Source organism: Lysinibacillus sphaericus, from assembly GCF_015844675.1.
Taxonomy (GTDB): Bacteria; Bacillota; Bacilli; order Bacillales_A; family Planococcaceae; genus Lysinibacillus; species Lysinibacillus sphaericus_E.
This window is the reverse complement of sequence record NZ_LDGC01000011.1, coordinates 12,238-25,802: the sequence shown is the minus strand read 5'-3', so window position 1 is coordinate 25,802 and position 13,565 is coordinate 12,238. Positions and strand designations below refer to the sequence as shown.

The window sequence follows — 13,565 nt, the reverse complement described above, 5'->3', positions numbered from 1 at the left end:
TTCTGTGACATCCGCCGGAGGCTTTAGGCCAACACGATGTTGGTCACTCAGTCGTTGCCACAGGACGTGGTGATCTTAGACTGAGTTCCTCTATTTCAGCGAATGTTTGGACACCCGTTGACAAGTAACTAAAATTTGCATTCATTCACATTATAGAGGTGGAAGAATTCTATGCCTGTCTCTTCATTTTCGCTACAGAAAATAATTGCTGAAAGAAGTTAAATGATTGAGCTCATACCGCCATCCACAACTAAAACATCCCCCGTAATATAATCTGAGGCAGCCGCTGCTAAAAATAAAGCAACGCCTTTTAGGTCATTTTCAGTTCCTAATCGTTTTAACGGCGTCACGCCCATTAAATAATCTTGTCCGCGCTCAATTAAAACCTTTGACATTTTTGTTGGGAAAAATCCTGGGGCAATCGCATTCACATTAACGCCATATGGTCCCCATTTAACGGCTAAATCTTTTGTTAGCGTAATGACCGCGCCTTTACTCGCGTTATAACCAATTGTATCCATGAATTCAGGTAATGTACCACCAAGCCCTGCAACTGAAGCGATATTAATGATTTTTCCACTCTTTTGTTCTAGCATTATTTTGCCAACAGCTTGGCTCATTAAAAATGTACCATTGACGTTAACATCGAAGACTTTTTGCCAAGCTTCATATGGCATTTCAACGGCAGGAGTACCCCAAGACGCCCCACTGTTATTGACTAAAATATCTATTTGACCGAATGTTTCAAGCGTTTTTGATACTACATTCGCTATATCTTCTGGCTTTGTTACATCACAGGCAAGCGCTAATGTTTGTACACCTAAATCAGCTAATTCTGCCGCTACCTCTTCGCATGCCTCAACCTTTCTTGAGCAAAGTACAACGTTGGCCCCTGCTTCAGCAAAGCCTTGTGCGATTTGAGCTCCAAGACCACGTCCTCCGCCTGTTACGATGGCCGTTTTCCCTTTTAAGCTAAATAAATCTAGTACCGTCATTTAACCAGCTCCTCTTGTTTTTTGGTATGCTTCTTTAGCTCCAGCTTAGCAACTGTGTTACGATGCACTTCATCCGGTCCATCTGCTAATCGTAATGTACGGGAATTTGCCCATTGTGCCGCAAGCGTCGTATCAGGTCCTACCCCAGCAGCACCGAATGCTTGAATCGCTCGGTCAATCACTCGTAATGCCATATTTGGCGCCACTACTTTAATCATAGCAATTTCTGCTTTCGCCTCTTTATTTCCTACTGTGTCCATCATATACGCCGCCTTTAACGTTAAGAGCCTTGCCTGCTCAATATCAATACGGGACTCCGCAATACGCTCGCGCATCACACCTTGGTCTGCGAGTGCTCGATGGAAAGCGTGTCGCTCACTTACACGCACACACATTTCCTCTAATGCACGTTCAGCGGCTCCAATAAGACGCATACAGTGATGGATACGACCTGGCCCTAAACGACCTTGTGCAATCGCAAAACCTTTCCCTTCTCCCCACAATATATTTTCAACAGGTACTCGAACGTTCGTAAACGTCACCTCACCGTGTCCTTCGGGTGCGTGATCGTAGCCAAATGCAGTCAGCATACGCTCAATTTTTACTCCAGGAGTATCCATCGGCACTAGTATCATCGACTGTTGCTCATGGATAGGTGCTGTAGTATCTTTATGTTTCCCCATAAAAATGGCGATTTTACAACGTGGATCTCCAGCGCCTGTTGTCCACCACTTATGACCATTTAAAATATAATAATCACCATCACGTTCAATGCTTGCCTCGATATTTGTTGCATCACTAGAGGCAACTGCTGGTTCAGTCATTGCAAAGCAGGAACGTATTTCTCCACGTAATAACGGCTCTAGCCATTGCTTTTTCTGCTGTTCTGAGCCGTATCGGACAAGTACTTCCATATTTCCCGTATCTGGTGCATTACAATTAAACACTTCTGGCGCAAGTAAAGAGCGTCCCATTATTTCACATAATGGGGCATATTCTAAATTCGTCAAACCTGCTCCATATTCGCTATCTGGTAAAAATAAATTCCATAAGCCCGCTTCTTTTGCCTTTTGCTTTAATTCCTCCATAATTGGCGGGATCGCCCCCCAACGATCCTCCATTGCCTCTACCTGTGTAGCAAACACTGCCTCGTTCGGATAAATGTATTGCTCCATAAAATTTGTCAGCTTCTCTTGCAGTTCTACTACTTTTTCGCTATAAGAAAAGTTCATAAAAAAGCCCCCTTTGTTTGAACTCAAAATGACAAATGAATGAATATTCATTTTTATTCTTACATTAAATGTTACCGCTATATTTCTTGTAAATCAATGTCTATTAATCAAAAATTTGAATTATAGAGAAAATTCATACTTAAGACAACATTTCAAGTGAATAAGTCATCACATTACGATAATAAAACACAAGCTAAAAACTATTTTGCCATAATATGTATATTCAAATTGTAATAGCTTCTTTTGATTAAAAACTTTATGACTTGGTATTTTCATAGTCGCTTTTTTTACTTTAGCTCATCATCATAGCATGGGGGTGATTTCCGTTCCGGCTGGACGCTTTGTTGCTGCCGCTTCGTTAGCACTACGCTTTCGCACAGAGCAAAGCTTCCTGGGAGCATCCGATGAGCCGCTTTTGGTGCTGGTGCTACGTTAGCACTACGCTTTCGCACAGAAAACATCCGCTGCGCTGCAGGGTCTCGAGCCAACACGAGGTTGGTCACGAAGGCGTTATCACAGGACGCGATGCTTTTAGCCTTCGTTCCTCTATCGCTGATCCCCAAGGAGTCGCCAGCCTCCACTGCAATCAACATATTCACACGACATGCATTTCAAAATGACATCTCAAACTTCTGATGAAGGACTAAAACTTATAAGAAATTCCCTTGTATGGCTCATTACCATACCGTGGAGTTGATTTTCCTAGGTCGTCTAGTGAGCCTCTTCTTTTTAAAATTGGTAAGCGAAAAGTAAGATAAAAAGAGTAACTTCTCATTCAAAGAAGTTACTCTTCTTAATTAAATTAAACATTCACATTTTAAAGCATTTTGCCTTCTGCCATAATATCAGAAAGCAATTGACGAATGGCTAAAGGTAGATGGCGGTTTTTTAAATACACTACATACACATTTCGTCGTAAATTAGGACAATCAATTTCTTTTTGTACAATCGTTTTAGCTGTAGGACCTTTTAAATAATTTTCAGGTAGAATGGTAATCCCTAAATTTTCACGAACGAGAGATACAGCCGTTTCAAAACGTTCAATTTCAAATTGGATATTAATGTTTTTGTTAGCCCTTGCGAATGCATCTAAAATGTCTTGTCTCGTTTGAAAGCCCTCTGTACTTATAATAAATGGCTCCCCACTTAAATCCGCGATACTCAATTTCTCCTTCACCGCTAAAGGGTGATTTAATGGTAAAACGGCTACAAGTTGCTCTTCATATAAGCATTTAACTTCGAGATCCTCATCTTCCATGATTTGATTTGTAATAATTAAATGTGTTTTATAGCTTTTAAGCGATTTTTCGACACGCTTACTTCCTAAAATATCTACAAGATGAATCATCATTTGGGGATACTCTTTTTTATACTCTGTAATAACTTTTGGGAGCCAATGCTTAATCGATTCCATAATGCCAATTGTTATTTCACTCGTGCCACGTACAACGACCTCATCCATTTCAATTTTTAAAACTTCCATGTTTTTCAATATAACTTTTGCTCGTTCATATAGAAGCTCACCTGCTTCTGTTAATTGAAGATTTCTCGTATTCCTTTCAAGCAACGGTGAACCAATTTCTTGCTCTAATTTTTTTATAGCATTACTTAGAGAAGGCTGAGAAATATGCAGTTTTTCAGCAGCCTTCGAGAAATTCATTTGCCCCGCAACTGCTATAAAATATTGCAATTGTTTAATATCCACAACAACATCCCTTCCCATTTATAGTTTAAAGCTATAGATTAATAATAATTATATATTAGATATTATAATTATGCGAATATATAATTTATTCATAACAATATTTTCACTACAATAATATTGGAAACGGAGTTGATACTGCTATGTATACAATGACAGATCAAAAACAATGGAAAGGTCGTATAGATTCAACTACTAATACGAGTAGTTTTCGTTTACATCAAAAAGTAAAAAGAATTCCTATTAATGATGTCAGTGCCTCAGATCATCACCATGCCGGAATTGTTGGCTTTATTTGTGATGAAGGTGTACGTCGTAATCAAGGACGTATAGGCGCAGCAAGTGCACCTAATGCTCTGCGAGAGTCATTATCTAGCCTACCTTGGACATTTGATGATGAACAGCAAATTATAGATGTCGGTAACGTTATTTGTCTAAATCATGCATTAGAAGAAGCACAGCGTGAGCTCGGTGAAATTGTCAAAACATTGCTAAATAAAAAAATACAATGTGTCGTGCTTGGCGGAGGACACGAAACACTATACGGACATTACTTAGGCGTTCGCTCAGCGTTACCTAAAGATGCAGAAATTGGGATCGTCAATATCGACGCTCATTTCGATTTACGACCATATGATGAACAACCATCGTCCGGCACAATGTTCCGTCAGATTTTAGAGCAGGACCCACATGCCGATTACTTTGTTCTAGGCATACAACGTTACGGTAATACAAAAGAGCTTTTTGATAAAGCCAATGAGTTGAATGTAAATTATGTGTTAGAGGATAATCTGACGCCAGAAAATATGGCGCAAACTTTACATGATCTTCAGCAATTTATGGATAATCATGATTATATCCTTTTAACGTTATGTATGGATGTGCTAAACGCTGCATTTGCACCAGGGGTTAGTGCTCCATCACCATTTGGACTAGATCCAAAAACTGTTCGCACAATACTTCAAACAGTAACTTCGCACCCAAATACACATTCTTTTGATATTTGTGAGGTAAATCCTTCACTGGATGAGAACGGACACACAGTTAAATTAGGTGCTTATTTTGTTTATGAAGCACTTAATAATTTACTTAGGGGGCAAGGTTAATGATCGAATTCAATCAAATTACAACAGTATTTCTAGCGGTTGCCCTATTCGCATTGGGCAGCTGGCTTATTAATAAAATAGGTTTTTTAAAAAGGTTTTGTATACCAGCGCCTGTAGTTGGTGGCTTACTATTCGCCGCATTAGCAACTATTCTAAAGACGACAGACGTCATAGAAATTTCGCTTGATACGTCGTTACAAAGCTTATTTATGATTACTTTCTTCACAACAATTGGTTTAGGGGCAAGCTTTAAACTTGTGAAGCTTGGTGGAAAATTATTAGTTATTTATTGGTTAGCTTGTGGTTTCCTAGCTTTAATGCAAAATGTTATTGGTGTGTCACTTGCATCACTAATGGGGATTCATCCATTAATCGGTATGATGGCTGGCGCTGTTTCTATGGAAGGCGGTCACGGTGCCGCTGCAGCATTTGGACAAACATTAGAAGACTTAGGTATTTCTTCAGCCATGACAATCGGGGCGGCGGCGGCTACATGTGGTTTAGTTGCTGGTGGCTTAATCGGTGGTCCTATTGTAAAGTACTTAGTTGGTAAATACAATTTAACGCCAGATGAACAAGAAACTGAAGAAGTTGATTTTGAAAATAAAAATGAACAAATTACATCTGATTCATTCTTTACTCAAGTATTATTCATCACGTTCTGTATGGCAGTTGGTACATATGTTGGAACATTATTCTCAGAAGCTACTGGCTTCGTACTACCTGGCTATGTTGGTGCAATGTTTGTAGCTGTACTAGTGCGCAATATTATGGATAAAATAAACCCTGAAGCGATTAACATGAAAAGTATTTCTTTAATCGGCGATGTAACATTAGGGATCTTCCTTTCTATGGCGCTAATGAGTGTGAAACTATGGGAAATTGCTGATTTAGCACTTCCTTTATTCATTATTGTTTTCGCGCAAGTGTTCTTCATAGTCGTATTTAGTATCTTTGTATTATTTAAATTACTTGGTAAAAACTACGATGCTGCGGTTATGGTTGCCGGTTTTGCAGGACACGGTTTAGGAGCTACGCCAAATGCGATGGCTAATATGTCAGCAGTTGTCCATCGCTTCGGTCCATCGAGAAAAGCATTTCTTGTCGTACCAATTGTAGGAGCGTTTTTAATCGACGTGTTCGGTATTCCAATTATTATTACGACTATTAATTTATTTAAATAATCAATAAGGCCGTGCAACTGTCTAAAAAGACAATTGCACGGCCTTATTTTATTGTAATATTTCACTAACAGTTACAAATTCATAGCCCTGCTTTTGCAAGTAAAGAATTACGTTTTCCAAACCATTTGCTGTCGTTTGATGAATATCATGCATTAAAATAATGCTGCCATCTTTCACTGATGCTTTCACATACGTTAATATTTTATCAGCATTGCGATGCTTCCAATCTAATGTATCGATTGACCATAGAATAGAAGGCATTGTAATGACAGAACGAACTTTATCATTCACTGCACCATATGGTGGACGGAAAACCGTTGGATATTGACCGATGGATGCATAAATAGCATTGCTAGTTCGATCAACCTCTTGTTTAACATTTGCTGGCGATAATCCTGTTAATTTGGGATGGTTCCATGTATGATTACCTATTTCATGACCAGCCTCATAAACTTTCTTTACGATTGCTGAGTTTTTAGAGGCGTTTGGCCCAACCATAAAAAATGTTGCTTTTGCATTATATTTATTTAAAGTCGCTAAAATTTGTGGGGTAACTTTTGCATCTGGCCCATCATCGAATGTTAAAGCCACACGCTTCTTTTCCCCTTTCGCTACTGGTACACCTTTATTATATATTTTATTGCCAGGTATTTGGATATTTGCCAGCTCTGAAGCTTTCACATAGCCCTTTTGTTCACCTGCTTCTACATAGGCCCAGCCAACTAGCGTTGTGTACTGTTGAACGACTGTTTTATTAGCAATCGTTCCAAGAATCTCGCCATTTGGGCTAGCAGTTAAACGAAGCACAGCGCCATTAGCAGCATTTACTCGTTTTGTTGTCGCAACAGGTTTCTTTAAAGAATTTGTTGCAACATAGCCTGTTTGATGACCATATTGAACAAATGACCAACCTCCAGGTGCTGATCCATATACTAAGATAATACTGTTTTCATTAAGCAGTCCCGTTTTTTGTGCATTGGGACTAGGATATGTAAATAAAGTTGTTCCGCCTTTTTGCGTCACTAAATAAATTTCAGGTGTAGTGCTTATTAATGCTGCCGTCTCAACATAACCCTCTAGCTGTTGCACTTTAATTCGAGTCCATTTCTTACTTACAGGTGTAGCTGTTACATAACTACCTTTCGTTATTTGACCAATTTCGGTACTTTCTACGGAAGGTTCTTCATAAATTGCTGTGTCTTTAGCTACTGATTGAATAACTGATGTACCCCCAGCATTTGCAGCTACATTATCTACAAACACAAAACTAATTAAAAATGTCAAAATAATTGCAAAAGGTAAAAGTTTTTTCATTGTTCTACACCGCCCTTTTCATCACAGATGTCTTTTCTCATGTGTTTTTTCTATTAAAGTATAGAATTCGACTCTAATTATAGATTAATAGATTGTGCCAGGAAATAGTAGGAATCAACTACTTTTTGTGAATAAAAATGGAACATGCCATAACGTAGGGTTGATTTCCATTTCGGCTGGGCTCTTTCCTAGAGTCGCTCAGCCGAAACGGAAATCAAGTAATAAATAAGGCATATGTTGAATTGTTTGCTTATTCATTTCTAATAAACTTTCAATGATCACATAACACCTACCCTCTTAAATCAAACTGATTGATTGTATTCCAAAGCTTAATACCGTGATAGCTATCAACATATGTTTCGAAAAAAGGCTCCCAAGCCGCCTTTTTTCAAGTGTTTATGCTTGCTCCCTATTAAGAAGACGGTTGAAACGATTAAAAAGTTGTTATTTTTTCATATTTTTCCCTACAGCGAATCGTACGCTGTCAGAGCATCTTCAATATGGAATGGTGGTGTCCAGGCCTGCCCATCTGCATTCGTCGTCACGAATATATATCGTTTATCATCTTTTTCGATTATTGATGCTAAACAAAGACCCGCTTCAGGTGTATAGCCCGTTTTCCCTCCCAATATCGCACCTTCTTCGCCTGGTATTTTCGTCAAAAGTGAGCTTGTTATCGTTAATTCATAAGGCACATGAGTACTATAGCTTTTTGAAGTCAAAATTTGATAAAAAATAGGATTTTCAATAGCATAACGAAACAGTTTGCTCATATCTCGTACACTGGAGACATGAGCAGGATCATGTAATCCGCTGGCATTCACAAAATGAGTATCATTCAACCCTAATTCATGCGCTTTATTATTCATTAATGTTACAAAAGATTCTTCACTACCTGCAATCGCGTCCGCGAGTGTTCCTGTAGCATCCGCCCCAGAGGCAAGCAATGTACCATATAATAAATCCTCTATCGTTACAAAATCTCCTGCCTTAAAGCCAGCCATAGAAGCATTTTGAGCAGTAAATTTAGAAATCGTTTGTGGTTCAACGATTGTTTGCTTCTGTAGATCAGAAGTCATTTCAATGGCAACAATCGCTGTCATAATTTTCGTTAATGATGCAGGATAAACAATGGCATCTGCATTTTTTTCGAACAATATATCTCCTTTTGCATTCAGCAACAACGCATTTTTACTATGCAATGAAGGTAACTCTATTTCGGTTTGTTCCGTTGAGTTATTTGTATAATAAAAAAAGAATACAACCGTACATATAAAACAAAATACGACAAATTTCTTCATAAAAAACGCCCCCCACTCATTATAATAGGAGGCATTTATGAATATTCCTGTAGGAAAATTATGAAGAAATTCTTAAGGTTTTTTAATTAATTTCGCCTTGCGTAATTTGCGTCAGGAGCCTTTATCGTTATTCTTCTCCACCTTCAAGGGTAGGAGTCTTCTGTACCTGTCGCAACGCTTTCGTACTTTATGAATGAAAATACACATCATCAAAATCTGAACATATTCTTGTTATGGTGTTATCCGTTAATTTAAAAAATACATCCTGAGATACTTCTAGCTTCAGTGCATCTTCCTTTTTTAAATCTGCATAAATTCCTCGCAAAACACGACCTGTTAAACCATGTGAAATAGCAATCACATTTGGTACATGTTGAATGTCTTTTAACCAAGCACTCAGTCTGCTCACTACCGAGTCATAAGCTTCTCCATCAGGCGCATTAAAATACCAGTTATACACATCTGTATTTTGAAAAAGATTTGGCCAAGAACTTTCAATTTCTTTCGTTGTTAGCCCTGCCCATTGTCCCACAGCAACCTCAGTCAATCGTTCATCTTTTTCAACCTTTTTCACATCATATCCTATTGTTTCACAAATGATTTCAGTGCTTTGCATCGCTCTTCCTAATGGACTTGATACAATTTTCCATTCATCAGGATTTCCAATTAAACTTTTTAGCATTTGTGCGTTTTGTTGTACTTGTTGTACACCCACTTCCGTTAATGGAGAATCGAGCTCTCCTTGGTATCGTCCTTGTGTATTAAATTCCGTTTCCCCATGACGGAGTAAGTAAATCGTTTGTATCAAAATTTATTCCCCCTATAATTTCTCCCTAGTTGTTATTACTAATATTTTTATATATTTTCATTTCTAATCCCAATATTATTCATTAGTATCGTCCCTTGTTTAGTTAAATTAAATTGGAAATGGATCTTATATAGCTTCAATGGATCAAACTGTGGATTTACTTCTTTAAAATCGTTCAATGAAAATCCATAATGTTGAAACACTGGTTCCGTCGTATTACCTACATTGGAAAAAGGTTTTTTCAGTAACTTTCCTTTTATGGCAGGTGTCAATTTGGCTATATAGCTTAGAGGCAGGCTAGCTCGGTTGCCATTGCTGTCTTCTATAGTGACTGTAAAATCAATTAGTTCATCCTGATTATTCTCCTTTTCTTCCTTTCTATTATCTGCAAGTGAAAATACGATAGAACTGTTTTGCCCTATCTCTAATCCATTCTCGGGAAGGGTTACTGTATAATAAGCTGGAGAAAATTTGTCTTTTGAATCCCAATCTAAAAGAACGGCACTATAATCTGCCTCGTCATTTTTCATTTTGACTTTTTCCTCTTTCCATTCCTTCAAATTCTTGCCGAACAGTTTCCCGCCTGGGACAGTGGTCGTGTTTAGATCAATATCTTCATTAAACGTAGCAATAAAAGAAGTTTGCGAATCGTAGTAATTATTAATATACAGCGTGTCAGGAAGCCATTCTTTAGCATAACCTAAATCTTTAAAAATTTCCTTGTATCGTTTCTTCTCTTTCAACGTACTATCTAAAAAAGCAGATATCAATACTTTCGTGATGGTTTCTTGCTGATCGCGTGGCATAATTTGTTTTAGGTTAAAGAGTTGGTTAGCCGTACCAGCTACATCGCCTCGTCCCCACCTTTCATTAAATTGCCCATGATTGGCTCCATAAATATAGACCGACGCATTCATATAATCATCTTTACTTGTATAGGAAATCCGATAATGTTGATTAGAGCTATCAAAGCTATTTACGTCCATATCATGCGCCCCTTGTAGTGCCAAGTAGTTTACGTTTTTTAACGGAAGTGGTTTCCCTGCAGGCATATATTGACCGTCTATTCCAGCGATAGAAATAAGCGTGCGGATTGAAAAATTATAATCAAATTGAATATTTCCGTTACTAGGTGGGTGTTGCATTTCGTTAAAAGCAGCTGCAATCGCGATAGCCTCTCCACCTCTGGAATGCCCAATCAGTGCAATGTTTTCCATATCCACTTTTTGATAAAATGGATTGCTTTTAGTATTGTTCCATTCTTCCCACACCTTTAAATGCTCCAGCAATATTAATCCTCTCGCTGGATTCTCATTCTTTAGCGGACTGACCAAAAACATATCATCGTAGGGAGACACATTAAGAAAGTTTTCATCTAGGGATACAACTATATAGCCCTTACTCGCAAGAAGGTTACCTAAATATTCGTAACCTGTATCAGAATAATCAGTCATTATATGGTTTCCATGAACAATCATTACTAACGGAAAGTCTCCTTTCTCTTCTGGATACCACACATGACCATTTAACGGCATTGCATCAGGTCCAAAACCAAGTGTTTTCGTGCGAACAGAAGACCACTTTTCTATAAATTCGGAAGCGTCTACTGTTTTAGTTGCCAAAGAATTTTTTTGGTTAAAGACTTCCCGATAAGTATTCGGATTGCCGTATGTGAGCTTTCTAATTGGATAACTGCCCAGTTTCGCTGGATTACTAAGCAAAGTATTGTCATACCGTTTCGATGTTTTCAGCTGCTTTAATACAACTACTGGGGTGTTCGCTTCTCCGGGATGAATCAGCCAATAACTCCATGCTCCAATCCCAATTGTTACTATAAATAAACATGTGAGGACGCTAACTTTTTGATATTTTTTTGCATTTTTATAACTACCCTTTAACCATTTGTATAATAATGCACCCCACAAAGAAACAGCAACTGCTACTAATAAATTAAATAGGATAGTTACTTTCAAAGAAGAAGCGAAAAAGCAGAACAACAGAAATATTAGTGAACTAAAGAGTATCCATATATATCGGCTAGGGATTTTTTTCACTCCATGCAATAGAAGAGTGATAAAACCACTTATTAACACTACAGAAAAAATAAATACGAACATTCCAATAGTGTAATCTAATAAACTACGCTGATCTAATAAAAACTTTCCTTGAATCAAAATTATTAGAAATGCCACCGTACTTAAAGCGATAGCTGCACCTTTCCAACCTAATGACAATGGCTCAATATGCTTTTGATTTGTATATAGCTTTCTAACAAAATATTTGAGTTTCTTTTTTATTACTTCCAATTTTTTAATCCCCCTACCTACAATTTATTTCATAAATATTCTATTGTAGGCTAAAGGATGACTCTTTCATCCAGCTTTAATCTTTATTTCAATAATTTCACAATTAAACTCAAGTACATTTTAGTGGAAGTCTTTGGCAATAAAAGTATAAAATTCGTCTCGCCATTCGTTTAATACTTTGAAAATTTATCGAAACAAAATCGCTCTTTATCGAAACTATTTGAGCTTTTATCGAAACAAAACCTCATTTTACCGACACTTTTTGAGCTTTTATATTTGAATAATATAGACTATTCCAAAGAATAAACATAATGGACTGTAAAGCCAAGTATCGTATCTAGCAAACTGAGAGTGTTTTATTTTTTTAAAAAATCCAACATACTTAAAATCACCAATTGCCCTAATAATGAAAACGAAAGTACAAACAATACTTCCGAGTTTAGATAAACCATTTGCTTGGAACCCCTGCAAATAACCTCCCTGAACAACAATAATGACACCAGCCAGTAGAATTAGAATAGCTACGAATAATGTTCCCCATTTTTTAGGAGTAAAAGCAGGTTTTTGCTCACCCTCTTTTACAGGGATAGCAGCGGCAGAACCCCAACGACCTCCAAAAGCCCAATTAATATGCAACAAACTAATAAACCACAGAAGATCTACAGCTACTATTAAAAGTAATTTCATTTTTTCGCCTCCAATGTTTCAATTCAAAACATACACAAGCGTATGTTTATAGTGAAAATTTTGTCCCTTCAGGTTTTATAACCCTATTAGGGACATTTATTATTGAATAATCAATTTTGCCTCAGCATGATGTTTTTTGCCACAGGACGTGGCGTTCTTAGACTGAATTCCTCTATTTCATCGGTTGTTTGGATACCCGCTGAAAGAAGTTAATAGCTCAACCATTTTTTCAATTTCAAAATTAGGATTTGCTTCAAATCTTGTCATCCATCCCACATACGTCAAATAGGCAAGTCTCGCTCGATTCATTGATTCAGTTTCTTCTAAGCCTATTTTTTGATACAATTTCGCAACACACGAAATTCTTTGTTCTTCAATATTCACTAAGCGTTCTGCAACAACAGGTTCATATTTTGCCCAAGTGTAAATGCCAATCTCCATCTTTTTATCTCGATTAAAACTAATTTGCAATAGCTGTTCTAATGAGGCATCCGGTTGCTCCATACTTTGAACAATGAGCTTTGTTGCATGTACTTCCCAATAGTCGAGCATAGAATCTAACAGCTCTTGATGGTCACGAAAATAGTGATAAAAGCTCCCTTTACTTATTTTTAGCAATCGAGCAAGTGCTTCGATGCGAACTTTATGTATGCCTTCATCGGCTAATTGTTGTAACCCTGCTTTTATCCAATCTTCCCTCGTTAATTGCATGTTATCTCTCCAATAAGATACGGTTTCGTATGTTTTTTTAGTTAGATTACTATTACTTTCATTTTTGACAATTATTCATTCTGCTTATGTACTTTAATGTTATTATTGATCGTAATATTTATGTTCATTACCCTTGGTAAAATACAAACGCATATTAATATAAAAGCTAAAAGTTTTTTCATCTTTCTCTCCTTTTTTCATTTTATTCCGATTCTCCGT

Annotated in this window: 11 protein-coding genes; 2 read left to right on the top strand and 9 right to left on the bottom strand. The window is 37.4% G+C overall.

The features are described 5' to 3' along the window. Positions 1 to 218: 218 nt before the first annotated feature. From ABE34_RS03935 to ABE34_RS03925, 3 genes are all read right to left on the bottom strand, one after another. Complete coding sequence (locus tag ABE34_RS03935; RefSeq protein ID WP_197140615.1) at positions 219 to 995, bottom strand: SDR family oxidoreductase; 777 nt, start codon at positions 993 to 995, stop codon at positions 219 to 221. Further along, on the bottom strand, positions 992 to 2,227 hold the full coding sequence (locus ABE34_RS03930) for an acyl-CoA dehydrogenase family protein (RefSeq protein WP_197140613.1): 1,236 nt from the start codon (positions 2,225 to 2,227) through the stop codon (positions 992 to 994). Before ABE34_RS03930 ends, ABE34_RS03935 begins: the two co-directional genes overlap by 4 nt. Before the next feature lie 817 nt (positions 2,228 to 3,044). Further along, complete coding sequence (locus tag ABE34_RS03925; RefSeq protein WP_197140611.1) at positions 3,045 to 3,932, bottom strand: LysR substrate-binding domain-containing protein; 888 nt, start codon at positions 3,930 to 3,932, stop codon at positions 3,045 to 3,047. 140 nt (positions 3,933 to 4,072) lie between these two features. Here ABE34_RS03925 and hutG point away from each other — a divergent pair, with 140 nt between their 5' ends. Then, positions 4,073 to 5,035: a formimidoylglutamase gene (gene hutG / locus ABE34_RS03920; RefSeq protein WP_197140610.1), complete on the top strand. Its 963-nt coding sequence runs from the start codon at positions 4,073 to 4,075 to the stop codon at positions 5,033 to 5,035. Then, the gene (gene gltS / locus ABE34_RS03915; protein WP_197140608.1) at positions 5,035 to 6,219 is read left to right on the top strand and encodes a sodium/glutamate symporter; all 1,185 of its coding nucleotides are present in this window, start codon (positions 5,035 to 5,037) and stop codon (positions 6,217 to 6,219) included. The genes hutG and gltS overlap by 1 nt, the downstream gene beginning before the upstream one ends. Positions 6,220 to 6,267: 48 nt before the next feature. Here gltS and ABE34_RS03910 read toward each other — a convergent pair whose 3' ends face one another. The 6 genes from ABE34_RS03910 to ABE34_RS03885 form a co-directional block, all read right to left on the bottom strand. Beyond that, the gene (locus tag ABE34_RS03910) at positions 6,268 to 7,533 is read right to left on the bottom strand and encodes a polysaccharide deacetylase family protein (RefSeq protein WP_197140606.1); all 1,266 of its coding nucleotides are present in this window, start codon (positions 7,531 to 7,533) and stop codon (positions 6,268 to 6,270) included. A gap of 464 nt (positions 7,534 to 7,997) precedes the next feature. Further along, positions 7,998 to 8,834, bottom strand: a complete 837-nt coding sequence (locus ABE34_RS03905) for a D-alanyl-D-alanine carboxypeptidase family protein (protein ID WP_197140605.1) — start codon at positions 8,832 to 8,834, stop codon at positions 7,998 to 8,000. Between the two features lie 187 nt (positions 8,835 to 9,021). Continuing rightward, positions 9,022 to 9,642, bottom strand: a complete 621-nt coding sequence (locus tag ABE34_RS03900; protein ID WP_197140604.1) for a histidine phosphatase family protein — start codon at positions 9,640 to 9,642, stop codon at positions 9,022 to 9,024. A 47-nt stretch (positions 9,643 to 9,689) separates the two neighbouring features. Further along, the gene (locus tag ABE34_RS03895) at positions 9,690 to 11,948 is read right to left on the bottom strand and encodes a chlorophyllase/cutinase-like alpha/beta fold protein (RefSeq protein ID WP_197140603.1); all 2,259 of its coding nucleotides are present in this window, start codon (positions 11,946 to 11,948) and stop codon (positions 9,690 to 9,692) included. A 270-nt stretch (positions 11,949 to 12,218) separates the two neighbouring features. Continuing rightward, positions 12,219 to 12,635 carry a DUF3995 domain-containing protein gene (locus ABE34_RS03890; protein WP_197140602.1) on the bottom strand — a complete coding sequence of 139 codons (417 nt, stop codon included), beginning with the start codon at positions 12,633 to 12,635 and terminating at the stop codon, positions 12,219 to 12,221. 177 nt (positions 12,636 to 12,812) lie between these two features. Next, positions 12,813 to 13,346, bottom strand: coding sequence for a TetR/AcrR family transcriptional regulator (locus ABE34_RS03885; protein WP_197140601.1), 534 nt, complete (start codon positions 13,344 to 13,346; stop codon positions 12,813 to 12,815). Between the last annotated feature and the right edge of the window lie 219 nt (positions 13,347 to 13,565).